This window comes from Streptomyces sp. NPDC044044 (assembly GCF_056434405.1).
Map to the genome: position 1 here is coordinate 481,719 of NZ_JBWKFG010000010.1, position 26,193 is coordinate 507,911.

The 26,193-nt window shown below is 70.9% G+C and carries 21 protein-coding genes; 13 read left to right on the top strand and 8 right to left on the bottom strand.

What is annotated here, in order from left to right; all coding sequences use genetic code 11:
* Positions 1 to 19: 19 nt before the first annotated feature.
* From AC07AG_RS35810 to AC07AG_RS35830, 5 genes are all read right to left on the bottom strand, one after another.
* The gene (locus tag AC07AG_RS35810) at positions 20 to 3,166 is read right to left on the bottom strand and encodes an efflux RND transporter permease subunit (RefSeq protein WP_478760567.1); all 3,147 of its coding nucleotides are present in this window, start codon (positions 3,164 to 3,166) and stop codon (positions 20 to 22) included.
* A gap of 151 nt (positions 3,167 to 3,317) precedes the next feature.
* Positions 3,318 to 3,998 carry a response regulator gene (locus AC07AG_RS35815; RefSeq protein WP_478760569.1) on the bottom strand — a complete coding sequence of 227 codons (681 nt, stop codon included), beginning with the start codon at positions 3,996 to 3,998 and terminating at the stop codon, positions 3,318 to 3,320.
* Positions 3,995 to 5,236: a sensor histidine kinase gene (locus AC07AG_RS35820; protein ID WP_478760571.1), complete on the bottom strand. Its 1,242-nt coding sequence runs from the start codon at positions 5,234 to 5,236 to the stop codon at positions 3,995 to 3,997. The genes AC07AG_RS35815 and AC07AG_RS35820 overlap by 4 nt, the downstream gene beginning before the upstream one ends.
* Positions 5,237 to 5,403: 167 nt before the next feature.
* The gene (gene pspAA / locus AC07AG_RS35825; RefSeq protein ID WP_478760573.1) at positions 5,404 to 5,682 is read right to left on the bottom strand and encodes a PspA-associated protein PspAA; all 279 of its coding nucleotides are present in this window, start codon (positions 5,680 to 5,682) and stop codon (positions 5,404 to 5,406) included.
* Between the two features lie 29 nt (positions 5,683 to 5,711).
* Positions 5,712 to 6,509 (bottom strand): PspA/IM30 family protein, encoded by a 798-nt coding sequence (locus AC07AG_RS35830; RefSeq protein ID WP_367041124.1) that lies wholly within the window; start codon positions 6,507 to 6,509, stop codon positions 5,712 to 5,714.
* A 267-nt stretch (positions 6,510 to 6,776) separates the two neighbouring features.
* Between AC07AG_RS35830 and AC07AG_RS35835 the strand changes: the two genes are divergently transcribed.
* The 3 genes from AC07AG_RS35835 (at position 6,777) to AC07AG_RS35845 (ending at position 9,331) form a co-directional block, all read left to right on the top strand.
* Positions 6,777 to 7,403 (top strand): DUF3043 domain-containing protein, encoded by a 627-nt coding sequence (locus AC07AG_RS35835; RefSeq protein ID WP_478760575.1) that lies wholly within the window; start codon positions 6,777 to 6,779, stop codon positions 7,401 to 7,403.
* 74 nt (positions 7,404 to 7,477) lie between these two features.
* A complete protein-coding gene (locus AC07AG_RS35840) occupies positions 7,478 to 8,185 on the top strand; it encodes a class I SAM-dependent methyltransferase (protein WP_478760576.1) in 708 nt (235 codons plus the stop codon).
* A gap of 93 nt (positions 8,186 to 8,278) precedes the next feature.
* Positions 8,279 to 9,331 (top strand): S1C family serine protease, encoded by a 1,053-nt coding sequence (locus AC07AG_RS35845; protein ID WP_478760577.1) that lies wholly within the window; start codon positions 8,279 to 8,281, stop codon positions 9,329 to 9,331.
* A gap of 71 nt (positions 9,332 to 9,402) precedes the next feature.
* Here the strand turns inward: AC07AG_RS35845 and AC07AG_RS35850 are convergent, their stop codons facing one another.
* Entirely contained in the window at positions 9,403 to 9,624 is a 222-nt protein-coding gene (locus AC07AG_RS35850; RefSeq protein WP_478760579.1) for a hypothetical protein, read from the bottom strand.
* A 90-nt stretch (positions 9,625 to 9,714) separates the two neighbouring features.
* Between AC07AG_RS35850 and AC07AG_RS35855 the strand changes: the two genes are divergently transcribed.
* Positions 9,715 to 10,914: a bifunctional adenosylcobinamide kinase/adenosylcobinamide-phosphate guanylyltransferase gene (locus tag AC07AG_RS35855; protein WP_478760580.1), complete on the top strand. Its 1,200-nt coding sequence runs from the start codon at positions 9,715 to 9,717 to the stop codon at positions 10,912 to 10,914.
* Positions 10,915 to 10,930: 16 nt separating this feature from the next.
* On the opposite strand, the gene AC07AG_RS35860 is transcribed toward AC07AG_RS35855, so the two are convergent.
* Positions 10,931 to 11,662 (bottom strand): class I SAM-dependent methyltransferase, encoded by a 732-nt coding sequence (locus tag AC07AG_RS35860; protein ID WP_478760581.1) that lies wholly within the window; start codon positions 11,660 to 11,662, stop codon positions 10,931 to 10,933.
* Between the two features lie 189 nt (positions 11,663 to 11,851).
* On the opposite strand from AC07AG_RS35860, the gene cobT reads away from it, so the two are divergent.
* From cobT to AC07AG_RS35875, 3 genes are read left to right on the top strand one after another with little or no spacing between them, the layout of a single operon-like run.
* Positions 11,852 to 13,021 (top strand): nicotinate-nucleotide--dimethylbenzimidazole phosphoribosyltransferase, encoded by a 1,170-nt coding sequence (cobT, locus tag AC07AG_RS35865; RefSeq protein ID WP_478760582.1) that lies wholly within the window; start codon positions 11,852 to 11,854, stop codon positions 13,019 to 13,021.
* Between the two features lie 60 nt (positions 13,022 to 13,081).
* Positions 13,082 to 14,830, top strand: coding sequence for a phosphatidylglycerol lysyltransferase domain-containing protein (locus AC07AG_RS35870; protein ID WP_478760583.1), 1,749 nt, complete (start codon positions 13,082 to 13,084; stop codon positions 14,828 to 14,830).
* Positions 14,827 to 15,543 carry a hypothetical protein gene (locus AC07AG_RS35875; protein ID WP_478760584.1) on the top strand — a complete coding sequence of 239 codons (717 nt, stop codon included), beginning with the start codon at positions 14,827 to 14,829 and terminating at the stop codon, positions 15,541 to 15,543. The genes AC07AG_RS35870 and AC07AG_RS35875 overlap by 4 nt, the downstream gene beginning before the upstream one ends.
* Here the strand turns inward: AC07AG_RS35875 and AC07AG_RS35880 are convergent.
* Positions 15,489 to 16,247 (bottom strand): hypothetical protein, encoded by a 759-nt coding sequence (locus tag AC07AG_RS35880; RefSeq protein ID WP_478760585.1) that lies wholly within the window; start codon positions 16,245 to 16,247, stop codon positions 15,489 to 15,491. The genes AC07AG_RS35875 and AC07AG_RS35880 overlap by 55 nt on opposite strands.
* Before the next feature lie 154 nt (positions 16,248 to 16,401).
* Between AC07AG_RS35880 and AC07AG_RS35885 the strand changes: the two genes are divergently transcribed.
* The 6 genes from AC07AG_RS35885 to aceE all read left to right on the top strand — a co-directional run bounded on the left by AC07AG_RS35885 (position 16,402) and on the right by aceE (position 26,191).
* The gene (locus tag AC07AG_RS35885; protein ID WP_478760587.1) at positions 16,402 to 17,184 is read left to right on the top strand and encodes an adenosylcobinamide-GDP ribazoletransferase; all 783 of its coding nucleotides are present in this window, start codon (positions 16,402 to 16,404) and stop codon (positions 17,182 to 17,184) included.
* A 208-nt stretch (positions 17,185 to 17,392) separates the two neighbouring features.
* Positions 17,393 to 18,916 carry a leucyl aminopeptidase gene (locus AC07AG_RS35890; RefSeq protein WP_478760589.1) on the top strand — a complete coding sequence of 508 codons (1,524 nt, stop codon included), beginning with the start codon at positions 17,393 to 17,395 and terminating at the stop codon, positions 18,914 to 18,916.
* Positions 18,917 to 19,216: 300 nt separating this feature from the next.
* The gene (gene lpdA, locus AC07AG_RS35895) at positions 19,217 to 20,605 is read left to right on the top strand and encodes a dihydrolipoyl dehydrogenase (RefSeq protein ID WP_478760590.1); all 1,389 of its coding nucleotides are present in this window, start codon (positions 19,217 to 19,219) and stop codon (positions 20,603 to 20,605) included.
* 60 nt (positions 20,606 to 20,665) lie between these two features.
* Entirely contained in the window at positions 20,666 to 22,411 is a 1,746-nt protein-coding gene (sucB, locus tag AC07AG_RS35900; protein WP_478760591.1) for a 2-oxoglutarate dehydrogenase, E2 component, dihydrolipoamide succinyltransferase, read from the top strand.
* Between the two features lie 136 nt (positions 22,412 to 22,547).
* Positions 22,548 to 23,171, top strand: a complete 624-nt coding sequence (locus tag AC07AG_RS35905) for a GntR family transcriptional regulator (protein WP_361045671.1) — start codon at positions 22,548 to 22,550, stop codon at positions 23,169 to 23,171.
* Between the two features lie 314 nt (positions 23,172 to 23,485).
* Complete coding sequence (gene aceE, locus AC07AG_RS35910) at positions 23,486 to 26,191, top strand: pyruvate dehydrogenase (acetyl-transferring), homodimeric type (protein WP_478760593.1); 2,706 nt, start codon at positions 23,486 to 23,488, stop codon at positions 26,189 to 26,191.
* The last annotated feature ends 2 nt before the right edge of the window (positions 26,192 to 26,193 follow it).

Consider the following 26,193-nt stretch of genomic DNA (forward strand, 5'->3'; position numbering starts at 1 on the left):
CCACAACGGAGGCGGCTGATCAGACCTGGGCCGGTTCCGGGTCGTCGGACTCGGAGGTGGTCTGAGGCGGGACGCCCGCCTTCTTCGCCCGCTTCGTCTCGCGCTTCGCGCGCCTGCGTTCCTTGCGGAGCTCCACCATCGCGTACAGCGTCGGGACCAGGAGGAGCGTGAGGAGCGTCGACGTGATCAGGCCGCCGATGACCACCACCGCGAGCGGCTGGGCGATGAAGCCGCCCTCGCCCGTGATGCCGAGGGCCATCGGAAGCAGGGCGAAGATGGTCGCGAGGGCCGTCATGAGGATCGGACGGAGACGGTGCCGACCGCCCTCGATGACCGCCTCGACGACACCGTGACCCTGCCTGCGGTACTGGTTGATCAGGTCGATCAGGACGATCGCGTTCGTCACCACGATGCCGATCAGCATCAGCATGCCGATCATCGCCGGGACGCCCATCGGGGTGTCGGTGGCGATCAGGAGCCCGATCGCGCCCGTGGCCGCGAACGGGATCGAGACCAGCAGGATCAGCGGCTGGACGAGCGAGCGGAACGTCGCCACGAGGAGCATGAAGACGATCGCGATCGCCGCGAGCATCGCGAGGCCGAGCGAGGCGAACGCCTCGTCCTGGTCCTCGGAGACACCGCCGATGGACGCCGTGGCACCGTCCGGCAGCTTCAGCGCGTCGAGCTTCTTGGTGAGGTCGGCGCTGACCGCGCCGGTGTTCTCACCGGTGGGCTTCGCGGTGATCGTCGCGGCGCGCGAGCCGTCGATGCGGGTCATCGAGACCGGACCGTCGACCAGCTTGACCGAGGCGATGTCACCGAGCTTCACGGAGCCGAGGTTCAGCTCGCGCAGCTGGGCGAGCGTCTTCGCCGGCTGCGAGGACTTCACCACGACGTCGCGCTCGGTGTCGTCCAGGATCGCCTTGCCGCTCTCGGTGCCGCGGACCGACTGGGCGACGGCCTGGCCGAGGGTGGTGTCGTTGAAACCGGCCGCGGCGGCCTTGGAGTTGGCCTTGACCGAGATCCGCGGGATGCTCTGCGACAGGTCGCTCTGGACGTCCGTGACGTCGTCGATCTTCGCGACCTCGTCGCGGACCTCGTCGGACGCCTTGCGCAGCACATCGCCGTCGGCGGCCTTGACGACCACGCTCAGGTCCTGGCTGCCGAAGCCGTCACCGGCCGCGATGGACGTCTGGCCGATGCCGGAGAGCTTGCCGAGCTCCTCCTCGACCTTGTCCTGCGTCTTGTCGTACGACGCCTTGTCCTTGAGCGTCAGCGTGTAGGACGCCTGGTTGGTGTCCGTGGAGCCGCCGAACGCCGCCATGAAGCCGGAGCTGCCTACCGTGACCTGGTAGTCCTTGATCTCGTCGATGCCGTCGAGCATCTTCTCGACCTTCTTGGCCGACGCGTCGGACGCCGCGAGGCTGGTGCCCGGCTTCAACTCCTGGTTGATGGTCAGGACTTCCTGCTCGCCCTGGTCGAAGAAGTTGGTCTTCAGGAGCGGTGCCATGCCGAACGTGCCCACGAGGATCACGATCGCGATGACGAGGCTGGTGAAGCGGCGCCGCGTCGCGAAGCGCAGGACGGGGACGTAGAAGCGCTGGAGCCTGCTCTTCGCCTCCTTCTCCTCGGCCTTGCGGCGGGCCTCCTCCGGGTCGGCGCCGCGGACGTCCTTGGGGGGACGCAGGAACCAGTACGAGAGGACCGGGACGACGGTCAGCGAGACGAGCAGGGACGCGAGGAGCGCCGCCGTGACCGTCAGCGAGAAGGAGCCGAAGAGCTCGCCCACCATGCCGCCGACCAGGCCGATCGGCAGGAAGACCGCGACGGTCGTCAGGGTCGAGGACGTCACGGCGCCCGCGACCTCCTTGACCGCCTTGATGATCGCGGCCTCGCGCTCCTCGCCGTATCCGAGGTGGCGCTTGATGTTCTCCAGGACCACGATCGAGTCGTCGACGACGCGGCCGATGGCGATGGTCAGCGCGCCGAGCGTGAGCATGTTGAGGGAGAGGTCCCTCGTCCACAGCACGATCAGGGCGAGGACGACCGAGAGCGGGATGGAGACCGCGGTGACCAGCGTCGAGCGGATCGACGCGAGGAAGACCAGGATGACCAGGACCGCGAAGACCAGGCCGAGTGCACCCTCGGTGGTGAGGCCGTCGATGGACTTGGAGACGGCCGGGCCCTGGTCGCTCGCGACCGTCAGGTCGGAGCCTGCGCCCAGGTCCTTGCGCAGGTCGGGGAGCTTGTCCTTGACCGCGTCGGAGATGGCGACGGCGCTGCCGTCCTGGTCCATGGTGATCGCGACGGCGAGGCTGGGCCTGCCGTTCGTGCGGGTGATGGACGTGGCCTCCGACGGCTGCTGCTTCACCGTGGCGACGTCACTGAGGCGCACCGGCTTGTCAGGGCGCTCCCCCGGCTTGGCCTCGGGGGTGACCATCAGGTCCTGGATCTGCTTCAGGGAGGTGTAGCCGCCGCCGACCTGGACGGTGCGGTTCTTGCCGTCCTCGTCGAAGGAGCCCGCGGGGAGCGTGGCGCCGCCGGCCTGGAGCGCCTGGCCGAGCGAGGCCGGGGTCAGGCCCGCCTTGGCCAGCTTCTTGTCGTTGGGGGTGACGTCGACCTGGAGGTCGCGCACACCGTCGACGGTGACCTGACCGACGCCGTCGATGTCCTCCATGGCGGGGACGACGGTGCGGTCGAGCTGGTCGGAGAGCGCCTGCTGGTCCTTGTCGGAGGTGACGGAGAGGACCACGGTGGGGATGTCGTCCGTGGAGCCCGCGATGACCTGCGGGTCGACGTCGTCGGGGAGTTCGGCCCCGGCACGGTTCACGGCCTGCTGGACATCGGCGACGAGCTGCTTGGAGCCGCTGCCGTAGTCGAACTGGGCCATGATCAGGGCATTGCCCTCGCTCGCCGTGGAGGTGATGCCGGTGATGCCGTCGACCGCGTCGATGGAGGACTCGAGGGGTTCGACGACCTGCTTTTCGACCACATCGGGGGAAGCGCCCTGGTACGGGGCCAGGACGGAGACCATCGGGAGTTCGATGGAGGGCAGCAACTGCTGCTTGAGCTGAGGGATCGCGATCGCGCCGAAGACCAGCGCGATGATCGAGATCAGCCCGACAAGGGCCCGTTGGGCGAGGCTGAACCTGGACAGCCAGGACATGGTGGTCTCTCTCTGTGGCGAACTGCGCAGGAAAGGGCACCGGCAGGCCGGTGCCCCCTACACGATCTCCGATGCCCAGGGTGGGAATCGTCACTCCGAGGAACCGTTCTTATACGGCGCATACTGCAGGCGCAGTACGTCCCGCCCGCGGTCACTCCACCCTTGGACGTACCAGGCCCGACTCGTAGGCGATCACGACGAGTTGTGCCCGGTCGCGCGCGCCCAGCTTCGCCATCGCGCGGTTCACATGCGTCTTCACCGTGAGCGGGCTGACCGCGAGGCGTTCGGCGATCTCGTCGTTCGAATGCCCGCCCGCGACCTGGACGAGAACCTCGCGCTCGCGCCCGGTGAGCGCGTCGAGCCGCTCGGCGCGCGGCCCGCCTTCGTCATCCGAACTGTCGCCCTGCGCAAGGAACTTGGCGATCAGGCCCTTCGTCGCCGCGGGCGAGAGCAGGGCGTCGCCCGCGGCCGCGATCCGGATGGCGCCGAGCAGTTCCTCCGGCTCGGCGCCCTTCCCGAGGAAGCCGGAGGCACCGGCGCGCAGCGACTGCACCACGTACTCATCCACCTCGAAGGTCGTCAGCATGACCACGCGTACGTGGGCCAGGGCGGGGTCGGCGCTGATCAGCCGGGTGGCGGCGAGGCCGTCCATGCCGGGCATGCGGATGTCCATCAGGACGACGTCGGCGGCCCGTGACGTGGCCAGTTCGACGGCCTCCGCGCCGTCCGACGCCTCGGCGACGACCTCCATGTCGGGCTCGGAGTCGACGAGCACCCTGAACGCGCTGCGCAGCAGTGCCTGATCGTCGGCGAGCAGCACCCGGATCGTCACGCGGTGGTCCCTCCCTCTGCCGGGCTGACCGGCGTTGCCGTGACGGGCAGGATCGCATGGACGCGGAAGCCGCCGCCGTAGCGGGGCCCGGCGGTGCAGCGGCCGCCCAGGGCGCTGACGCGCTCACGCATGCCGATGAGGCCGTGCCCGCCGCCGTCGCTCCCGCCGCCGTGCTCCGACTTCTCGCCGCCTCCGTCGTCCAGGATCGTGAGCTCGGCGTTCGGCCCTACGCGGATGACGCTGACCTCGGCCTTGGCACCCGTCCCCGCGTGCTTCTGCACGTTCGTGAGGGCCTCCTGGATGATGCGGTAGGCGGCCAGGTCGGCTCCGGCGGGCAGTTCCGTCACGTCGTCGCTGACGGCCACTTCCACGGGGAGCCCCGCGTGCCGGAAGGTGTCGACGAGGTCTTCGAGGCGGGCCAGGCCCGGCGCGGGTTCGGTGGGTGCCTCGGGGTCGCCTGTCTGGCGCAACAGGCCGACGGTGGCGCGCAGTTCGTTGAGCGCGGAGCGGCTCGCGTCGCGTACGTGGGAGAGGGCTTCCTTGGCCTGGTCGGGCCGCTTGTCCATGACGTGGGCCGCCACGCCCGCCTGGACGTTGACCAGGGCGATGTGGTGGGCGACCACGTCGTGCAGGTCGCGGGCGATGCGCAGCCGTTCCTCGGCGACGCGGCGCCGGGCCTCCTCCTCGCGGGTGCGTTCCGCGCGTTCGGCACGCTCGCGTATGGCGTCCACGAAGGCGCGGCGGCTGCGGACGGCGTCACCGGCCGCCGCGGCCATGCCGGTCCAGGCGAAGATGCCGACGTTCTCCTGGGCGTACCAGGGCAGGGGGCCCGTCAGCATCGCGACTCCGGTGAGCCCGGTGATGGTGACCACGCCGACGCGCCAGGTGGTGGGGCGGTTGGTGGTGGCGGCGACGGTGTAGAGGGCGATGACCGCGCTCATCACGACGGTGCCGCGGAACTCGCCGGTGATCAGATCGATGACGGAGAAGGCGCTGGTCGCGGCGAGCACGATCCAGGGGGCGCGGCGGCGGAAGACCAGCGCGGTGGCGCCGAGCAGCATCAGGACGAGGCTGAGCGTGCCCGGGGTGCGCGTGCCCCAACTGGGGCCGCCGCCATGGCCGTACGGCTCGACGAACGAACCGCTGACCATGCATACGAGGACGGCTGCCGCGAGGGCGGCGTCCACGGCGAGGGGGTGCGCCTTGGCCCAACAGCGGCCTCGCACGAGAGTGGTCACGCCTTAAACGGTACGGGGCCCTGCGGGCGGCTGGGACCGGTCCTGCCGCTCGGCCCGCGGTCGGGTTGCCCCGGGGCCGGGTTCTGGCCGAGATCCGTCTCCCCGGCTGTCCTGTCCCGGCGCTTCGCGCCGGATCTCTCCCGCCCACCCACCCGATTGCCCCGCGGCTAGCCCGGGATCAGGCCGTCGTCGCTCAGCATCTCGCGGACCTCGTCCAGGGTCGCGTCCGGGCCGGGGAGGATCAGCTCCGAGGGTTCGAGCGCGTCGTCCGGCAGCGGCGTGCCCAACTCCCGGACCTTGTCCAGCAACGCTCCCAGCGTCCTGCGGAAGCCGGACTCGTCGCCGCTCTCCATCTCGTCGAGCAACTCGTCGTCCAGCTTGTTCAGTTCGGCGAAGTGGCTGTCGGCCAACTCCACCTGCCCCTCCCCCATGATCCGTACGATCATGTCGTCCTCCTCGGACGTGAGCGGTGTGACTACTGCTTGTCGAAGCGCGGAGTGTCCTGCGGCTGCTGGGTCTGGGGCTGGCCCTGACCCGGCTCGATGGCCTGCTTCGGCGACGCCGACGAGCCACCCGCCAGCTCCGCCTTCATCCGCTGCAGTTCCAGCTCTACATCAGTACCACCGGAGAGGCGATCCAGCTCGGACTGGATGTCGTCCTTGGCGAGCCCGGAGGAGTCGTCGAGGGCGCCGGAGGCCAGGAGCTCGTCGATCGCGCCGGCCCGCGCCTGGAGCTGCGCGGTCTTGTCCTCGGCGCGCTGGATCGCCATGCCGACGTCGCCCATCTCCTCGGAGATGCCGGAGAAGGCCTCGCCGATCCGGGTCTGCGCCTGGGCCGCGGTGTACGTGGCCTTGATCGTCTCCTTCTTCGTACGGAAGGCGTCGACCTTGGCCTGGAGGCGCTGCGCCGCGAGGGTGAGCTTCTCCTCCTCGCCCTGGAGCGTCTGGTGCTGCGTCTCCAGGTCGGTCACCTGCTGCTGCAGGGCCGCACGGCGCGAGAGCGCCTCGCGGGCCAGGTCCTCACGGCCGAGGGCGAGGGCCTTGCGGCCCTGGTCCTCAAGGGTGGAGGACTGCTTCTGGAGCTGGCTCAGCTGCAGCTCGAGGCGCTTGCGCGAGGTCGCCACGTCGGCGACACCGCGGCGCACCTTCTGCAGCAGCTCGAGCTGCTTCTGGTACGAGTAATCGAGGGTTTCGCGCGGGTCCTCGGCCCGGTCAAGGGCCTTGTTCGCCTTCGCGCGGAAGATCATCCCCATACGCTTCATGACACCGCTCATGGGCTTCGCGCGCCCCCTTCTGACGGACTTCCAGCTCCAGGTACTGCTCAGAACCCACAGTACGGGCCCTGCATCCATTACCGCACTGTTCGCGTGCGGATGCGCTCATCCCCAAGGACGACTGTGTCCGGCCGGGCTCAGGCGTAGGGAGTAGGTGCACCCCCGGGAACCGCCCGAAAACCGCTTGTAAACCACACGGAACGTCCCCTTAGCCACACAATCAAGACGCCCGGTGTTGCCGGATCGTTCCCCATCGGGCGGGGGTCCATGCGTCCGCACCCCGTACCCTTGGGTTTTGTGTTCCGTAGCCGATCCAAGGACGAGAAGGCCCCGGCGAGCAAGGCCCCGGTGACCGACTCCCAGCAGCCCCGTGACCCGCAGGCCCCCAAGGGCCGCCCCACGCCCAAGCGCAGTGAGGCCCAGACCCAGCGCCGCAGCGTGGCCAACACGCCTGTGACGCGCAAGGAGGCGGCGAAGCGGCAGCGCAATGAACGCCGCGTCCAGATGGACAAGCAGCGCCAGGCGCTCGCCAGCGGTGACGAGCGCTATCTGCCCGCCCGCGACAAGGGCCCCGTGCGCAAGTTCGCGCGCGACTTCGTCGACTCGCGGTTCTGCATCGCCGAGTTCTTCCTGCCGCTCGCCGTGATCATCCTCGTACTGAGCATGGTCCGGATCCCGCAGCTGCAGAACATCGCTCTGCTGCTGTGGCTCTTCGTGATCGTCCTGATCATCGTGGACTCGGTGACGACGGCGGTCCGCCTGAAGAAGCGCCTGAACGAGCGCTTCCCGAGCGAGAGCAAGAAGGGCGCGGTCGCGTACGCCCTGATGCGTACGCTCCAGATGCGCCGTCTGAGGCTGCCGAAGCCGCAGGTCAAGCGTGGAGAGCGGCCCTGAGCGGTTTCGCCGGCGGGGCCGCCGCGTGGCTCGAGAAGCTGGGCGGCCTGCGCAATGCCGTACGGCAGGAGCTGGTGACCCGGCAGCTCGACGAGCAGATAGCCGGGCGCTTCCCCGTGGGGCAGCGGCTGCGGGTGCTCGACGTGGGCATGGGCCAGGGCACGCAGGCGCTGCGGCTCGCCCGCGCCGGGCACAAGGTGACGGGCGTCGAGCAGGATCCGGCGATGGTGGCCGCGGCGCGTGCCGCGCTCGGCGCCGAGCCCGAGGGGATCCAGGGGCGGGTGCGCATCGTCGAGGGCGACGGGCGCGAGACCGGGGTGCATTTCCTGCCGGGCAGCTTCGACGTCGTGCTGTGCCACGGCGTACTGATGTACGTCGAGGAGCCGGACGCGCTGCTCGCGGGGCTCGCCCGGATGCTGGCCCCCGGAGGGCTGCTCTCCCTCCTCGTCCGGAACGCGGATGCGCTGGCCATGCGGCCGGGGCTCGCCGGGGACTGGCCGGGGGCGATGGCCGCCTTCGACTCCACCGCGTACCGCAACCGGCTCGGGCTTCAGGCGCGTGCGGACCGGCTCGACGCGGTGTCCGCTTCGCTCGCGGGGATCGCCGCGCCGCTGCACGCCTGGTACGGCGTGCGGGTCTTCACCGACCAGGCCTCGGACGACGCCGTTCCGCCGGAGGACGGGGAGTTGGCGGCGTTGCTCGCCGCCGAGGAGCGGGCCGGGCGGACGGATCCCTATCGGCGGGTGGCCGCGTTGCTGCACGTCTGCGGTGTGCGGGACTGATCGGGCCGCCGCCTCGCGGCGGCTCTTTCCCGCCCCCACCCGATTGCCCCGCAATTCAGGGCGACGTATTGGGGTGAACGTGACACTCGGGACATGACTGTCTCGCGTACCCGTACCGCCACCGCCGCCGTCCTCGTCGCCGCCGGGCTTCTCGTGAGCGGCTGCTCCAGTTCCGGCTCCGGGGACTCCGGTGAATCCACCACCCAGGCCGCGCCCATGGCGGACAGCGACCTGCAGGACGACTATCAGCAGGTGATCAAGGACGTCCTGCCCTCGGTCGTCCAGATCGACGCCTCCGAGAGCCTCGGCTCCGGCGTCGTCCACGACGACAAGGGGCATGTCGTCACCAACGCCCACGTCGTGGGCAAGGAAGAGACCTTCAAGGTCACGACGGCCACCGGGGAGCAGGCCCTCACCGCGAAGCTCGTCGCCTCCTACCCCGAGCAGGACCTCGCCGTCATCAAGATCGACAACCCGCCGAGCGGGCTCAAGGCCGCGAAGTTCGCGGACTCCACGAAGGCCGAGGTCGGGCAGATCGTGCTCGCCATGGGTTCGCCGCTCGGTCTGTCCTCCAGCGTCACGCAGGGCATCATCTCCGCCACCGGCAGGACCGTCAGCGAGGGCCGCTCCGAGGGCGCGACCGGGGCCACCATCGCGAACATGGTGCAGACGTCCGCCGCGATCAACCCGGGCAACAGCGGCGGCGCCCTGGTCACCCTCGACAGCGAGGTCATCGGCATTCCGACGCTCGCCGCGACCGACCCGAACATGGGCGACAGCGCGGCGCCCGGCATCGGGTTCGCGATCCCGTCCTCGATGGTGAAGACCGTCGCCGACCAGATCGTCAAGGACGGCAAGGTCACCGACTCGGGCCGGGCCGCCCTCGGCATCACGGGACGCACGGTCCTCGGTGACGACTACAAGCCCGCGGGCGTCGCCGTCGTCGAGGCACAGAAGGACGGTGCGGCGGCCAAGGCGGGCATCGAGGCCGGCGACATCATCACCGATCTGGGCGACACCGAGCTCACCACGATCACCTCGCTCTCCGAGGCGCTCGCCGGGGAGAAGCCGGGCGACAAGACGCAGGTGACGTACGTGAGGGACGGCTCCGAGAAGACCGCCGACGTCACGCTGGGCGAGATCTAGGCACGGCTTGTCGTGACACGGCGTGAGGGGGTGGCCGCTGCTGCGGCCACCCCCTCACGTTCAGGCGTCGCTCAACCCTGCGCCGCGTCCTCCGCGTGCAGGCTCATCGGCCCGTAGATCTTGTTCGCGTCCTCGAAGAGCGACACCTGGTCGGCGCCGCCCTCGGCGAGCTCTTTCCAGTACTCGCCGACCCACGACTCCGCGTCCCCCTGAGTCGTGAACTCCTCGGGCGTCAGAGCGGGCTGGACCTCCGTCCCGTCCGTCTTCTCGAACCGCCACGTCCATGCCGCCATGCCAGCCTCCCGATGGTCCGACAGCTGTGTGAAGCCGCTTGAAGCCTAGCCGGGCGAGCGGCGCTCGCGGCGACGCGGGAGGATCTTCCTGTGGAACTGACTCTGCTCGGCACCGGCGATCCCGAAGGCCTGCCCCGTCCCGGCTGCCCCTGCGCGGCCTGCGCGACCGCGCTCGGTGGCGCCGCACGCGCCGCCACCGCGCTTCTGGTGGACGGCGTCCTGCTCCTTGACCTCACCCCTGGCGCCGCCTTCGCGGCCGCACGCTCCGGGCACTCGCTCGGCGGTGTGCGCCAGGTCCTGCTCTCCCATCCGCACGACGGCCCCTCGGTGGAGGTACCGGCAGGGCTTCCGCAGCCGGGCCGCGTGCCCGACGGCCGGGAGCTCGCGCTACTCACCGGGCACCGGGTGCGGGCGGTGGCGATGGACCACCCCGGCACGGGGTACGAGGTGGTGGGCCCCGACGGGGAGCGGCTCCTGTATCTGCCGCCGGACGGTGCGCCCTCCGGGCTGTCGGACGGGCATCCTCCGTACGAGATGGTCCTCGCCGATGTCATCGGGCGCCCCGACGGGCTCGCGCGGCTGCGGGCGGCCGGTGCGATCGGGCCGACCACGGATGTCGTCGCCGTCCATCTGGGCCACGAGGTGCCGCCGGGCGCGGAGCTGACCCGCAGGCTGGCCGCCGCCGGTGCGCGGGCCGTGCCGGACGGGACGACGCTGGTGGTCGGCGCCTATGAGGACGTACCGGACGTGCCGCGCCGCACGCTCGTCCTGGGCGGTGCGCGGTCCGGGAAGTCGGTGGAGGCCGAGCGGCGCCTAGAGGCCTTCCCCGATGTGCTCTACGTGGCCACGGGCGGGACAAGGAACGGCGACTCCGAGTGGGCCGACCGGGTGAGCGCCCACCGCGAACGGCGGCCCGGGTCGTGGAGCACCGCCGAGACCTGCGACCTCGTGCCGCTGCTCGCCGAGAACGGCCCTCCGCTGCTCATCGACTGCCTGTCGCTGTGGCTGACGTACGCCATGGACGAGGTGAACGCGTGGGACGACGACGAATGGGCGGGCGGCGGCGAGCGGGCGCTGCGCAAGCGGGTCGCCGAGCTCACGGACGCGGTGCGCGCGACCCGGCGCACGGTCGTCGCCGTGTCGAACGAGGTCGGCTCCGGCATCGTCCCCGCGACCGCGTCGGGCCGCCGCTACCGCGATGAACTGGGGCGTCTGAACGCGGCGTTCACGACGGAGTGCGAGCACGTGCTCCTGGTCGTGGCGGGCCAGGCGCTCGTCCTGCGGGGCTGAGCCGGGGCCTCACGCATCAGGGGTTACGCCTCGCGATGACCCGGTAGGCGTTGGAGTACCGGGTGCGGCTGATCACGGGGGCGAGGATCCTGTCGGCCAGGGCCGCCGCGGCGAGGAGCGGGGCCGCCACGCGGGCCGCGGCCCGGACGCGGCCGAGGGCGAAGGCGAGGCCCGCGGTCAGGTCGAAGGGGATGTGCGGCTCGCGCCGGTCGGTGGCCACGACGGTGTAGCCGAGGCTCTCCAGCTCGTGGCGCAGGGCGGCGAGCGGGATGCGGTGGTAGGGCTCGGCGCGGAGCCATCCTTTGCCGAGGAGCCTGGCGTACCGGCTCTCCGGGACGGGGACCTCGATCATCAGATGGCCGCCTGGCCGCAACACCGTGCGGGCGGCGATGAGTTCGATGCGCGGATCGGCGCTGCGCTCCAGGTAGTGGAACATGCTCAGCGCGTCGTAGCGCCCCGCGAGCTTGGGGGCCAGGTCGGTGAGGAGCCCGCGGTGGGCCTCCTCCACGCGGCCCGCCCTGCGGCCCTCCGTCACCCGCTCGGTGAGGTCGAGGCCGTCGAAGGCGGTGTACGGGTGCACCTGCTGGGCGACGGCGGGGAAGTGCCCGTGCCCGGTGTCGATGTCCAGCCAGCTCTCGGGCTCGATGAACCGGCCCATCGCGCGGGCCCGCGCCCGGTGGCGGCGGGTGGAGCTCGGGACGGCGAAGATCTTCTCGGCCTGGGCGGCTGCGGCCTTGGCGGCGTCCATGGGCGTGGCGGGCTCCTTCGTCGGACGGTACGAGCGACACGACAACCGCCCCAAACGGTACGTAAAGGATCATCGGCACCGGCGCAACGACACCGTGGAGGTGCCGCGTTCCGCGGTGCCGCTCGCGCGGTGATGCCTGCTGCCGGGCCGTCCGAAGCGAGGTCAGGCCCTGCCGGTACTGTTCGGCGAATGAGCTCGCTGAATCTCGACGACTTCACCGACCTGATCGAGCGGCCCGACGGCGGGGTGCGCCGCGACGCCGAAGAGCGCAGGGAGCGGCAGAGCGTGCCGCCCGGGGCGCTCGGCCGCCTGGACGAGCTGAGCGAATGGCTGTCCGCGGCCCAGTCCTCGGTGCCGGTCAAGCCGATCGAGCGGCCGCGCGTGATCCTCTTCGCGGGCGACCACGGGGTCGCGGGACTCGACGTGTCCGCGCGGCGAGCGGGCAGCGCGGCCGACCTCGTCCGTGCCGTGCTCTCCGGCGCGAGCCCCGTCTCCGTCCTCGCGCGCCGCCTGGACGTGCCCGTCCGGGTCGTCGACATGGCCCTGGACTGCGACCCTGCCGAGCTGCCCAAGGAAGTGGCGGGGCACCGGGTGCGGCGCGGCTCCGGGCGCGTCGACATCGAGGACGCGCTGACGGCCGAGGAGGCCGAGGTCGCGGTGCGCGCCGGGATGGCCGTCGCCGACGAGGAGGCGGACTCCGGGACCGACCTGGTCGTGCTCGGCGACGTGAGCGTCGGCGGCACGACGCCCGCGGCGACACTGGTCGCCGCGCTGTGCGGGACCGACGCGTCCGTGGTGACCGGGCGGGGCGGCGCGCCGATCGACGACCTGGCGTGGATGCGCAAGTGCGCGGCGGTCCGGGACTCCCTGCGGCGGGCGCGGCCCGTACTCGGGGATCAGCTGGAGCTGCTCGCGGCGGTGGGCGGCGCGGACATCGCCGCCATGACCGGATTCCTGCTGCAGTGCGCGGTGCGGCGTACGCCGGTCATCCTGGACGGCGTCGTGGCGTCGGCCGCGGCGCTCGTGGCCCAGCGGGTCGCCTTCCGGGCGCCGGACTGGTGGCTCGCGGGGCACAACAGCGGGGAGCCCGCGCAGGCCAAGGCCCTGGACCGGATGGCGCTCGACCCCGTACTCGAACAGGGCGTGCAGGTGGGCGAGGGCCTGGGGGCGCTGCTCGCGCTGCCGCTGGTGCGGGCCGCGGCGGCACTCTCCGCCGAACTGCCCGAGCGGAAGCCCGAACCGGAGCCGGAGCCCGAGTCCGAGTCCGAGTCCGGCTCCGAGCCGGAGTCCCCGGCCGGCGCCGAGGCCGAGAAGAAGGCCGAGAACAAGCTCGGGACCGCGGCACCCGAAGCGGAGTAGGCGGCGGCGCGGCTGGTCACAGCCGAAGACGGCCCGGCATGCCCCATATGATCCCTTTTCATGGGAGATGAGCAATCTGCTGCCGGGCGCCGTCAGCGTCTCGCCGCGGCCTTCAGTGTCTGGTACCTCCGCGCCGTCACCTTCATCAACTTTCTGAGCGCGGTCTGGGTCTCCCTGGGACAGGATCTGCGGCGGCACAACACCGAGAACTACTTCACGCCGTATCTGCTGACCGCGGGCTTCGCGTCCGGCGCCTTCACGATGTTCCTGGCGATCACGATGCGCCGCCGCAAACGCGCCGCCTGGATCCTCAACCTCGTACTCAGTGGGCTCTTTCTGCTCCTCTTCGCGTTCGCGATGGTCTTCCCGGAGATCCGCCGGTACGCGCAGAACTGGATCTCCCTCGTCCTGACCGCCGCGTTCGTCGCCTCGCTGATCGTCGGGCGACGCGAGTTCTACGCCAAGGGCGACCGCTCCAACCCGAAGCTCGCCGCGGCCGTCGCCGTCGGCGGACTCCTGGTGACCTCGCTCATCGCCGCGTTCCTGGTCACCGTCACCAACCGCGCGCACGACGAGTTCCGTTCGACCTTTCTGGACCGCTGGCGCTACGGCACGATGCGCCTGGTCTCGCTGGCCGCCGACGACAAGCGGTTCGAGGGCATCACCACGCCCGGCTGGGTCAACGTCACCATCAACGTGCTCAGCACGCTTCTCCTCCTTGCCGTCCTGTACGCCGCGTTCCGCTCGCGCAAGGCGGTCGACCCGCTCACCGAGGACGACGAGCGGGGGCTGCACGGACTGCTCGACAAGTACGGCGAGCGCGACTCGCTCGGCTACTTCGCGCTGCGCCGCGAGAAGAGCGTCGTCTGGTCGCCGAGCGGCAAGGCCGCGGTCGCCTACCGGGTGATCGGGGGCGTCTCGCTGGCCTCCGGTGATCCGATCGGGGATCCGGAGGCCTGGCCCGGCGCCATCGAGCCCTGGCTCGCCGACGCCCGCGAGCACGGCTGGATCCCCGCCGTGATGGGCGCGAGCGAGGAGGCGGGCACGATCTACGCCCGGCACGGCCTCGACGCCCTTGAGCTGGGCGACGAAGCCATCGTCGAGACCTCGGAGTTCACGATGGAGGGGCGGGCCATGCGGACGGTCCGCCAGGCGTACAACCGGGTCGGACGAGCCGGTTACGAGGTGCGGATCCGCCGTCACGAGGACATCCCCGCCGACGAGATGGCCCACCTCCTCAAGCGGGCCGACGACTGGCGCGACGGGGCCACCGAGCGCGGCTTCTCCATGGCGCTCGGGCGGCTCGGCGACCCCGAGGACGGACGGTGCGTGATGCTCGAATGCACCGACGGGGAAGGGGAGTTGAGGGCAGTGTTGTCCTTCGTGCCGTGGGGACCGAACGGCCTCTCGCTCGACCTGATGCGCCGTGACCGCGACTCCGAGAACGGCCTGATGGAGTTCATGGTCATCGAACTGCTCCAGCGCGCCGCCGAGATCAGGATCACTCAGGTCTCGCTGAACTTCGCGATGTTCAGGTCGGTCTTCGAGCGTGGCTCGCGGCTCGGCGCGGGCCCGGTCCTGCGGCTGTGGCGCTCGCTGCTCACCTTCTTCTCGCGGTGGTGGCAGATCGAGTCGCTGTACCGCGCCAACGCGAAGTACCGCCCGATCTGGGAGCCGCGCTTCCTTCTCTTCGAGAAGAGCAGCGACCTGCCGCGCATCGGCATCGCGTCGGCCCGCGCGGAGGGCTTCCTGGAAGCGCCGGGCCTGCCGAAGTGGCTGCACCGCAAGCACCTGGAGTCCCGCCGATGAGTTCCCTGGCCACAGGCCGCCTGACCCGCCTGACCCGTCTGGCGCGCACCGAGTGGGGGCCGCTGTACGCCACCGTGCGGGCCGGCATCGCCGAGCGGCGGTGGCGTGCGGCGCCCATGACGCTGGCCGCCGTCTGCCTGACCGCCCTCTTCCAGTTCGTGCAGAACCAGTCCTGGGGCTATCAGTTCGTGCAGAACATCGGCTCCGTACGGGCCGAGGACCCGCTCTGGCTCGCCCTGCTGCGCACCCCGCTCTCCCTCTTCGTACCGGCGCTCGACCTGCCCGTCTGGGGCGCGCTGGCGCAGATCCTGCTGGTGTTCGGCATCGCGGAGATCTGTATCGGCTGGTGGCGCACGCTCGTCATCGGCTACGCGGCCACCCTCGCGGGCACGCTCTACGCGCGCGTGGGCATCGAGTGGGGTCCCGGCAACCCGCTGGGGCTCCCCGCGTCCGACGCGCAGGTCGTCGACACCGGTCCTTCCGCCGCGGTGGTCGGGCTCGCGGTCTACGTGTGCTGGCGCTACCGGGCCTGGTTCACGGCGGGCCTCGTGATCGCCGTGATGGTCGTCGAGGTGTTCGTCAAGAACAACCTCGCGGGCAAGGAGCACCTGGCGGCGATCGCGGCGGTGCTTGTCCTGTGCGCCTGCTCGGCGGTGCTTCAGCGCCGTGGGCGTGCCAGCTCCGGGTCGGGTTTGCCGCCGATCCAGTCCTGAACCTTGCGGCGCGGGCCTGCCCAGCGGCGGTCGTGGTGGTAGGCGCGCAGGGCCGCCCGTGCACGGGTGCGGTGCCAGTTGCGGTAGAAGCGCCTGGACCAGGCCGATCCCGGGCGGGCGAGGCGGATCGCGCCCACCAGGGCGACCAGCGGGACGACCATGCCGATCAGGGCCGTCTGCAGCTTTCCCTTGGCGAGGGCGATCAGGGCGAAGCAGCAGTTGACGGCGACGTTCAGGGCCAGGCCCGCGCGGTTGCTCCGCTCCTCGGGCGTCAGGTCGTTCACGCCGAACGGGGTGAACCCGGTCAGGATGAGCACCACCAGGGCCGTCGTCAGCATCACGACCTCGACGCTCTTGCGGCCCTGCTCGCTCCAGTAGACGTCGTCGAGGTAGAGGATCAGCGCGAACTCGTCGAGTACGAGACCGGCGCCGATGCCGAAGATGACCGCCGCGAACATCGCGCCGAGGCCATGGCTGCCGACAGCGACCGCCCAGAATCCGCCGACGAGCATCAGGAAGATGCCGGGCACCACGTGGTGGATGTGGACGTCTCCGGAGCTGATGTTCCGGAAGGGGCCCTTCCCCGCGCGGATGAGGCGGGTGATGGTGCGGGTGACGAGGAAGCAGCCCACGAAGGAGAGCAGGGCGAGCAGGAGCGGGAGCTTTCCCGGCTCCGTGATGTTTCTGTACCACCAGTCACCCATGGGGCCATCCTGGGCCGGGGGTCCGCTTGCCGCACTCCCAGCCACTCCGCTGTGGGCAGGCGTTCCGCGGGCGTTCCGCAGGGCGGAACGGGTGGGCACAGCGCCTGCTGCCGGGTGCCGATGGGCCGGGCGTCGGGCCAGGTAACCTTCCGCGGTGCCCCGAACCTCCCCCGCCGACGGCCTCCGCTTCGCCTTCGGCACCCTCACCGCGCTCCCGGTCAACGTCACCAAGTGGGACCGTGAGGCCGCCCGCGCGGGCATGCTCTGCGCCCCGCTGGCCGGGCTCGTGGTCGGCCTCTGCGCCGCCGCACTAGGCGCCGCGCTCATGGCCCTGGGCGCAGGGCCCCTCCTGGCAGCCGTGGCGACCGCCGCAACCCCCGCCGCGCTGACCCGCGGCCTCCACCTCGACGGCCTCGCCGACACCGCCGACGGCCTCGGCAGTGCCAAGCCCGCCGAGCAGGCGCTCCAGATCATGAAGCAGTCCGACGTCGGCCCGTTCGGCGTCATCACGCTGCTGTTCACCCTGCTCGCCCAGGTGGCCGTCCTCTTCCAGCTGTACGAGGCCTCATGGACCCGGGGCGCGCTCGCCGCGGCCGTCTCGGCGGCCGCCGCCCGCCTCGCCCTCACCCTTGCCGCCCGCAAGGGCATCCCCCCGGCCCGCCCCGAGGGACTCGGGGCGGCCGTCGCCGGAACGGTTCCGCGGGGTGCCGCCCTGCTCACGGCGGCGCTCGTCACCGCGGTGGCCGCGCTCGCCGCCGTGCCCTTCGGGGCGTTCGAGGCCGTGCAGTACGCGGCCGCCGTCGTGCTCGCGGTCTGCGCCGCCGAACTCCTCCTGCGGCACTGCGTACGCCGCTTCGGAGGCATCACGGGCGACGTCTTCGGCGCGCTCGCCGAGACCGCGGCCACGGCGGCCCTGCTCGTCCTGGCCCTCGGCTGAACCGCATCGCCCGCAATCGCACTGCCCCACGCCTCGTTGAAACATAAATGCGGCGACGCGTTCGGATGAATCTCGACCGACACGATCGAATGGGCGCGACGCGCGTAGGCTCATGTTCGGTGCCTTTCCGGCCCGTTCTAGGCTGGCGCCGGGCGGGTCGACCCACCCCATCGGCCAAGGAACTCAACGGAAGCGAGAATTCACCACCGTGACTGCTCTGACTCTCAGCACCGCCGCCGCGTCCGGCCTCCGTGCCGACGCGATCGTCGTCGGCGTCGCCAAGGGCGCCAAGGGCCCGGTCATCGCGCCCGGCGCCGAGGCCGTGGACAAGGCCTACGACGGCAAGCTCGCATCCGTCCTGGAGACCCTCGGCGCCTCGGGCGGCGAGGGCGAGGTGACGAAGCTCCCCGCGCCCTCCGGCTTCAAGGCGCCGGTCGTCCTCGCGGTCGGCCTCGGCACGGTGCCGGAGAAGGACGAGACGTACGGCACCGACGCCCTGCGCCGCGCCGCCGGTACCGCCGCGCGTGCCCTGTCCGGCTCGAAGAAGGCCGCGTTCGCGCTGCCCGCCGAGGACGCCGAGGACACCGGCGCGATCGCCGAGGGCGCCCTGCTGGGCGCGTACTCCTTCGACGCGTACAAGGAAAATGGTTCCGCCAAGGGCAAGGACGCCAAGGGCCCGCTCGGCGAGATCGCCCTGCTCGGCGGCAAGCCCCGCGACAAGGCGTACAAGGCCGCCGTCGAGCGCGCCACCGCCGTGGCCGAGGAGCTCAACCGCGCCCGCGACCTGGTCAACACCCCGCCGAACGACCTGAACCCCGAGGCCTTCGCCGCGGTCGCCACCGCGGCCTCCAAGGAGCACGGCATCAAGGTCCAGGTCCTGGACGAGAAGGCGCTCACCAAGGGCGGCTTCGGCGGCATCCTCGGCGTCGGCGCGGGCTCGGAGGCCCCGCCGCGGCTGGTGAAGCTCTCGTACACGTCGTCCAAGGCGAAGAAGCACCTCGCCTTCGTCGGCAAGGGCATCACGTACGACTCGGGCGGCATCTCGCTGAAGCCCGCCGGTCACAACGAGACCATGAAGTGCGACATGGCCGGTGCCGCGGCCGTCTTCGCCGCCGTCGTCTCGGCCGCCCGCCTGGGTCTCGAGGTGAACGTCACCGGCTGGCTGGCGCTCGCCGAGAACATGCCGTCCGGCTCGGCGACCCGCCCCGGCGACGTCCTGCGCATGTACAGCGGCAAGACCGTCGAGGTGCTCAACACCGACGCCGAGGGCCGTCTGGTCCTGGCCGACGCGATCGCCAAGGCCTCCGAGGACAAGCCCGACGCGATCGTCGACGTGGCCACGCTGACCGGCGCCATGATGATGGCGCTCGGCAGCCGCACCTTCGGCATCATGGCCAACGACGACGCGTTCCGCGCCGCGATCCACGACGCCTCCGAGGAGGCGGGCGAGCCCTCCTGGCCGATGCCGCTGCCCGAGCACCTGAGGAAGGGCATGGACTCCCCCACCGCCGACATCGCCAACATGGGCGAGCGCATGGGCGGCGGTCTGGTGGCCGGTCTCTTCCTGCAGGAGTTCGTCGGCGAGGGCATCACCTGGGCGCACCTGGACATCGCGGGCCCGGCCTTCAACGAGGGCGGCCCGTTCGGCTACACGCCCAAGGGCGGCACCGGCACCGCGGTCCGCACCCTGGTCCGCCTCGCGGAGCGCACGGCCGCGGGCGACCTCGGCTGACGCCAGATCGTTCGTACGCAGACCGGGGCCCGGACGTCCAGATGTCCGGGCCCCGGTCTGCACATGTCTGATTTCGCCCTCGACGAAATCCGTACGTTCATACGCCTGGGTAACCCCCGGACGTGGCGAATCAGACGTCTCACAGCCCGGCCCGCCGTCCCACCTCCCGCCGACAAGTGCGAAGATGGGTTCTCGGCAGGACAGGGCCCCCACCACAGGGCCGAAACAAGAGCGGCCGATACCAGCCGCCGACCGGTCATCGCCGACCGGCGTACGGCGCACATGCATGGAGGACGTGACGTGGCGAACGACGCCAGCACCGTTTTCGACCTAGTGATTCTCGGCGGCGGTAGCGGCGGTTACGCCGCGGCACTGCGCGCGTCGCAGTTGGGCCTGGACGTCGCCCTGATCGAGAAGGGCAAGGTCGGCGGCACCTGCCTGCACAACGGCTGCATCCCGACGAAGGCGCTGCTGCACGCCGGCGAGATCGCCGACCAGGCACGCGAGGCCGACCAGTTCGGCGTGAAGGCCACCTTCGAGGGCATCGACATGGCGGCCGTCCACAAGTACAAGGACGACGTGATCTCGGGCCTCTACAAGGGCCTGCAGGGACTCATCGCCTCGCGCAAGGTGACGTACATCGAGGGCGAGGGCAAGCTCTCGTCCCCGACCTCGGTGGACGTGAACGGCCAGCGCGTCCAGGGCCGCCACGTGCTGCTCGCGACCGGCTCCGTGCCGAAGTCGCTGCCGGGCCTTGAGATCGACGGCAACCGCATCATCTCCTCGGACCACGCCCTGGTCCTCGACCGCGTGCCGAAGTCCGCGATCATCCTGGGCGGCGGCGTCATCGGCGTCGAGTTCGCCTCGGCGTGGAAGTCCTTCGGGTCCGAGGTCACCGTCGTCGAGGGCCTCAAGCACCTCGTGCCGGTCGAGGACGAGAACTCCTCGAAGCTTCTTGAGCGCGCGTTCCGCAAGCGCGGCATCAAGTTCAACCTCGGCACCTTCTTCGAGAAGGCCGAGTACACGCAGGACGGCGTCCGCGTGACCCTCGCCGACGGCAAGACCTTCGACGCCGAGGTTCTCCTCGTCGCCATCGGCCGCGGCCCCGTCTCGCAGGGCCTCGGCTACGAGGAGCAGGGCGTCGCGATGGACCGCGGCTACGTCCTGGTCGACGAGTACATGCAGACCAACGTCCCGACGATCTCCGCCGTGGGCGACCTGGTGCCGACGCTCCAGCTCGCGCACGTCGGCTTCGCCGAGGGCATCCTGGTGGCGGAGCGCCTGGCCGGTCTCAAGACCGTCCCGATCGACTACGACGGCGTGCCGAAGGTGACGTACTGCCACCCCGAGGTCGCCTCCGTGGGCATCACCGAGGCCAAGGCCAAGGAGATCTACGGCGCGGACAAGGTCGTCGCCCTCAAGTACAGCCTGGCGGGCAACGGCAAGAGCAAGATCCTCAAGACCGCGGGCGAGATCAAGCTCGTCCAGGTCAAGGATGGTGCCGTGGTCGGCGTCCACATGGTCGGCGACCGCATGGGCGAGCAGGTCGGCGAGGCCCAGCTGATCTACAACTGGGAAGCGCTGCCGGCCGAGGTCGCCCAGCTCATCCACGCCCACCCCACGCAGAACGAGGCGATGGGCGAGGCCCACCTGGCCCTCGCGGGCAAGCCGCTGCACTCCCACGACTGACCCTCAGTTTCGGGCGCGACGACCTAGACTTCCGCAATTTCGTAAGGAGCAACTGAAACCATGGCGGTTTCCGTATCCCTTCCGGCGCTCGGCGAGAGCGTCACCGAGGGCACTGTCACCCGTTGGCTGAAGGCCGAGGGCGAGCGCGTCGAGGCCGACGAGCCGCTGCTCGAGGTCTCGACCGACAAGGTCGACACCGAGATCCCCTCCCCGGCCGCCGGCATTCTGGCGTCCATCAAGGTCGCCGAGGACGAGACCGTCGAGGTCGGCGCCGAGCTGGCCGTCATCGACGACGGCAGCGGCGCCCCCGCTGCCGAGTCCGCCCCGGCCGCCGAGCCGGCCCAGGCCGAGGCTCCGGCCCAGGAGGCCCCGGCCGCCGAGGCCCCCGCGGCTCCGGCTCCCGCTGCCGAGGCGCCTGCCGCCCCGGCCGCTCCGGCCGGTGGCGCCTCCGGTACCGACGTCACGCTGCCCGCCCTGGGCGAGTCGGTCACCGAGGGCACCGTCACCCGTTGGCTGAAGGAGGTCGGCGAGGAGGTCGCGGAGGACGAGCCCCTGCTCGAGGTCTCCACGGACAAGGTCGACACCGAGATCCCGTCGCCGACCGCGGGCGTGCTGCTCGAGATCGTCGTGGGCGAGGACGAGACCGCTGAGGTCGGCGCCAAGCTCGCCGTCATCGGCGCTCCCGGTGCGGCTCCGGCCGCTGCGGCTCCGGCTGCCCCGGCCGCTGCTCCGGCGGCGCCCGCGGCTCCCGCTGCCCCGGCCGCGCCCGCCGCTGCCGCTCCGGCTCCGGCCCAGCCCGCGGCTCCGGCCGCTCCGGCCGCGCCCTCGCCCGCTCCGGCCCAGCCCGCCGCACCGGCCTCCCCGGCCTCCCCGGCCGACGACGGCGCTTACGTCACGCCGCTGGTCCGCAAGCTGGCCAACGAGCACGGCGTGAGCCTCTCGGACGTCAAGGGCACCGGCGTCGGTGGCCGCATCCGCAAGCAGGACGTCATCGCGGCCGCCGAGGCCAAGAAGACCGCTCCGGCTCCGGCTGCCGCCGCCGCTCCGGCCGCTTCGAAGGCTCCGGCCCTGGAGGCCTCTCCCCTCCGCGGCCAGACGGTCAAGATGACCCGCATGCGCAAGGTCATCGGCGACAACATGATGAAGGCGCTGCACTCGCAGGCCCAGCTGACCTCGGTCGTCGAGGTCGACATCACGAAGCTGATGAAGCTGCGCGCCAAGGCGAAGGACGCGTTCGCGGCCCGTGAGGGCGTCAAGCTCTCCCCGATGCCGTTCTTCGTCAAGGCCGCCGCCCAGGCGCTGAAGGCCCACCCGGTCGTCAACGCCCGGATCAACGACGACGAAGGCACCATCACGTACTTCGACTCGGAGAACATCGGCATCGCCGTTGACGCCGAGAAGGGTCTGATGACGCCGGTCATCAAGGGTGCGGGCGACCTGAACATCGCCGGTATCTCGAAGAAGACCGCCGAGCTGGCCGGCAAGGCCCGTGGCGGTGGCCTCACCCCGGACGACATGTCCGGCGCCACCTTCACGGTCTCCAACACCGGTTCGCGCGGTGCCCTGTTCGACACGGTCATCGTGCCGCCGAACCAGGCCGCCATCCTCGGCATCGGTGCCACGGTCAAGCGCCCGGTCGTCATCAACCACCCGGACCTCGGCGAGACCATCGCCGTGCGGGACATGACGTACCTCTCGCTCTCCTACGACCACCGTCTGGTGGACGGCGCGGACGCCGCCCGCTACCTGACCACGGTCAAGGCGATCCTGGAGGCCGGCGAGTTCGAGGTCGAGCTCGGCCTGTAGTCCTGCGGCCCGTAGGGCTGTAAGACTCGTCTCATCAGCGCGTACGCCCCCGTTCGGAGGTTTCCGAGCGGGGGCGTCGCCGTATTGTCTAGGGGTCACCACGCCCTGGGGCGCTGCCCCCGCCGGAGGAGCCCACATGACCGCGCCCGTCGTTCACTCGCTGCGCGAACAGATCCGCGAGCACATCGTGGAGGGGATCGTCAGCGGGCGCTGGCAGCCGGGCGAGCGGATCGTGGAGCGGCGGATCGCCGTGGAGCTGGAGGTCTCGCAGACACCCGTACGGGAGGCCCTGCGGGAGCTGGAGACGCTGCGGCTCATCGAGTCCGCGCCCAACAAGGGCGTCCGCGTACGGAACTTGACCGCGGCGGACCTGGAGGAGAGCTACCCCGTCCGCGCGGGCCTGGAGGCCATCGCCGCCGAACTGGCGGCCGAGAGCCTGGCCGAGGACTGCTCGGCCCTGGAACCCCATGTCGCCGCCCTGTACGAGGCGGACCGTGCCGCCGACGGCACCTCCCAGGTGCGGCACACGGTCGGTTTCCACCGGGAGTTGGTGCGGGCCGCGGACAACTCCGTGCTGCTGCACACCTGGGAGGGCCTCGGCATCGAGGTCTTCACCGCCCTTTCGATCCGATGGCTCGGGACGGTGCAGCAGTCGTACGCGGAGGAGCACGAGGCCCTCGTCTCGGCCTTCCGGCGGCGCGATCCCGCCATCGCGGAGCTGGTGAAGGCTCACGTCCTGGGCTGCGCGCCGCGTCCGTGACACTCCCGTGGCACCGGACACCGTAGGAGCACGAGGGCGCTCATACGTGCTCTCACCTGCAGCGATCCTTCAAATCGAAGGCACCGCGTGCCCGGTTTATTGGCACCGGATGCCTACTTTCTGCATACGAAGGAGTTTTCGCCTTCAACCCTTTGATCGATCATCGATCACGGAGTTAGAGTCTCCGACGGGGTTGTGGCGGAGCCGCACAAACGACTCCGTACCAGAGCCTCACGCCCTGTCCTGCCAAAGACCTAGGGCACCCCCACCCCTTACCGAACAGGGGACCCCCTCCGACTCAGGAAGGCGGCGACATGACCGACCCCTCCGCAATCCAGCCGAGCGAGCTCGACCAGCTCCCGGACCGCGACCCCGAGGAGACCGCCGAATGGCAGGCCTCCCTGGACGCCGTTACCCAGGCGGCCGGGCCGCACCGAGCCGCGTATCTGATGCGGCGAACGCTGGAGCGCGCCGAGGGCGCGGGCCTGGCGCTGCCCAAGCTCCTTGAGACCGATTACGTCAACACCATCCCCACCTCCTCCGAGCCGGCCGTCGAGGGCGACGAGGCGATGGAGCAGCGGATCGCCGCGTGGAACCGCTGGAACGCGGCCGCGATGGTGACCCGGGGCAGCAAACACGGCGTCGGCGGCCACATCGCCACCTTCGCCTCCGCCGCCTGGCTGTACGAGACGGGCTTCAACCACTTCTTCAAGGGCAAGGAGTCCGGGGACGCCACCGGCTCCGGCGACCAGCTCTACATCCAGGGCCACGCCTCCCCCGGCATCTACGCCCGCGCCTTCCTCGACGGCCGTCTGAACGAGACGCAGCTCGACAACTTCCGCCAGGAGGCGGGTGGCAACGGCCTGCCGTCCTACCCGCACCCGCGCCGTCTGCCCTGGCTGTGGGAGTTCCCGACCGTATCGATGGGCCTCGGCCCGCTGTCGGCGATCTACCAGGCGCGCTTCAACCGCTACCTCACCAACCGCAACATCAAGGACGTCTCCGCCTCGCACGTGTGGGCGTTCCTCGGTGACGGCGAGATGGACGAGCCCGAGTCGACGGCAGCCCTCGCGCTCGCCGCGCGTGAGGGTCTCGACAACCTCACGTACGTCATCAACTGCAACCTGCAGCGCCTCGACGGCCCGGTCCGCGCCAACTTCCGCGTGGTCCAGGAGCTGGAGGCCCAGTTCCGCGGCGCCGGCTGGAACGTCATCAAGGTCCTGTGGGGCAACGCCTGGGACGAGCTGTTCCAGCTCGACACCAACGGCGCCCTGGTCCGCCGCCTGCGCGAGGTGCCGGACGCGCAGTTCCAGACGTACGCGACGCGCGACGCCGCCTACATCCGCGAGCACTTCTTCGGCTCCGAGCCCGCGCTCGTCGAGCTGGGCAAGCTGCTGAGCGACGACAAGATCAGCGAGTGCTTCCACCTCTCGCGCGGCGGCCACGAGGCCCGCAAGGTCTACGCGGCCTACCGTGCGGCGCTCACCCACAAGGGCGCGCCGACCGTGATCCTCGCGCAGACGGTCAAGGGCTTCACGCTCGGCAAGGGTTTCGAGTCCAAGAACGCCAACCACCAGATGAAGAAGCTCACGGTGGACGAGTTCAAGGACATGCGCGACCTCCTCGAGCTGCCGATCTCGGACAGCGACTTCGTCGACGGCCAGGTGCCCTACGGCCACCCCGGCGCCGACTCCCCCGAGGTCCGCTACCTCCAGGAGCGCCGTGCCGCGCTCGGCGGTCCGGCCCCGGCCCGCCGCACGCAGCCGCTCGCGCCGCTGCCCGCCCCGGCCGACAAGTCGTTCGCCTCGTTCGACAAGGGCTCCGGCAGCCAGTCGATGGCCACCACCATGGCCTTCGTACGCCTCGTCAAGGACCTGATCCGCGACAAGGAGACCGGCAAGCGCTGGGTGCCGATCGTCCCCGACGAGGCGCGCACGTTCGGCATGGAGTCGCTCTTCCCGTCGCTCGGCATCTACTCGCCCAAGGGCCAGACGTACGAGCCGGTCGACCGCGACCAGCTGATGTACTACCGCGAGGCCAAGGACGGGCAGATCCTCAACGAGGGGATCACCGAGGCCGGCTCGATGGCGGACTTCATCGCCGCGTCGTCGTCGTACGCGACGCACGGCGAAGCCATGATCCCGTTCTACATCTTCTACTCGATGTTCGGCTGGCAGCGCACGGCCGACCAGATGTGGCAGCTCGGCGACCAGCTCGGCCGCGGCTTCCTCGTCGGCGCCACCGCCGGTCGTACGACGCTGACGGGTGAGGGTCTGCAGCACGCGGACGGCCACTCGCCGGTGATCGCCGCGACGAACCCCGCCGCCATGTCGTACGACCCCGCGTTCGCCTACGAGGTCGCGGCGATCGTCAAGGACGGTCTGCGCCGGATGTACGGCGAGGCGGCCCCCGGTGAGGACCAGAACGTCTTCTACTACCTCACCGTCTACAACGAGCCGATGCCGCAGCCCGCGAAGCCCGCGGGTGTGGACGAGGGCATCGTCAAGGGCCTCTACCGCTTCAACACGGCCGAGACGGCGGGTCACTCCCCCGCCGCCAACGCCTCGCGCATCCAGCTGATCGGTTCGGGTACGGCCATCCACTGGACGCTGGCCGCCCAGAAGCTGCTCGCCGAGGAGTGGGGTGTGGCCGCCGACGTGTGGTCCGCGACCTCCTGGACCGAGCTGCGCCGCGACGCCCTGGAGGCGGACGAGGCGATCCTGCGCGGCGAGGAGCGCACTCCCTACGTGCGTACGGCACTTGAGGGTGCGCAGGGTCCCGTGCTCGCGGTCTCCGACTACATGCGGCAGGTGCCGGACCAGATCGCGCAGTGGGTCGAGCAGGACTACTCGTCGCTCGGCGCGGACGGCTTCGGCCTCTCCGACACGCGTGACGCGGCGCGTCGCCACTTCGGCATCGACGCCGAGTCGATCGTCGTCGCCGCTCTCGCGCAGCTGGCGCGGCGGGGCGAGGTTCCCGCTTCCGCGGTGAAGGAGGCTCGGGCCAAGTACGGTCTGTAGCC

What these genes read in the sequence shown, in the direction of transcription:
- cobT (WP_478760582.1), top strand. Translation starts at nt 11,852, where the DNA reads ATGAGCTCGCTGAATCTCGACGACTTCACCGACCTGATCGAGCGGCCC.
- sucB (WP_478760591.1), top strand. Translation starts at nt 20,666, where the DNA reads ATGGCGGTTTCCGTATCCCTTCCGGCGCTCGGCGAGAGCGTCACCGAG.
- AC07AG_RS35810 (WP_478760567.1), bottom strand. Translation starts at nt 3,166, where the DNA reads ATGTCCTGGCTGTCCAGGTTCAGCCTCGCCCAACGGGCCCTTGTCGGG.
- AC07AG_RS35850 (WP_478760579.1), bottom strand. Translation starts at nt 9,624, where the DNA reads ATGGCGGCATGGACGTGGCGGTTCGAGAAGACGGACGGGACGGAGGTC.
- AC07AG_RS35835 (WP_478760575.1), top strand. Translation starts at nt 6,777, where the DNA reads ATGCGTCCGCACCCCGTACCCTTGGGTTTTGTGTTCCGTAGCCGATCC.
- AC07AG_RS35845 (WP_478760577.1), top strand. Translation starts at nt 8,279, where the DNA reads ATGACTGTCTCGCGTACCCGTACCGCCACCGCCGCCGTCCTCGTCGCC.
- AC07AG_RS35860 (WP_478760581.1), bottom strand. Translation starts at nt 11,662, where the DNA reads ATGGACGCCGCCAAGGCCGCAGCCGCCCAGGCCGAGAAGATCTTCGCC.
- AC07AG_RS35830 (WP_367041124.1), bottom strand. Translation starts at nt 6,509, where the DNA reads ATGAGCGGTGTCATGAAGCGTATGGGGATGATCTTCCGCGCGAAGGCG.
- AC07AG_RS35875 (WP_478760584.1), top strand. Translation starts at nt 14,827, where the DNA reads ATGAGTTCCCTGGCCACAGGCCGCCTGACCCGCCTGACCCGTCTGGCG.
- aceE (WP_478760593.1), top strand. Translation starts at nt 23,486, where the DNA reads ATGACCGACCCCTCCGCAATCCAGCCGAGCGAGCTCGACCAGCTCCCG.
- pspAA (WP_478760573.1), bottom strand. Translation starts at nt 5,682, where the DNA reads ATGATCGTACGGATCATGGGGGAGGGGCAGGTGGAGTTGGCCGACAGC.
- AC07AG_RS35905 (WP_361045671.1), top strand. Translation starts at nt 22,548, where the DNA reads ATGACCGCGCCCGTCGTTCACTCGCTGCGCGAACAGATCCGCGAGCAC.
- AC07AG_RS35870 (WP_478760583.1), top strand. Translation starts at nt 13,082, where the DNA reads ATGGGAGATGAGCAATCTGCTGCCGGGCGCCGTCAGCGTCTCGCCGCG.
- AC07AG_RS35880 (WP_478760585.1), bottom strand. Translation starts at nt 16,247, where the DNA reads ATGGGTGACTGGTGGTACAGAAACATCACGGAGCCGGGAAAGCTCCCG.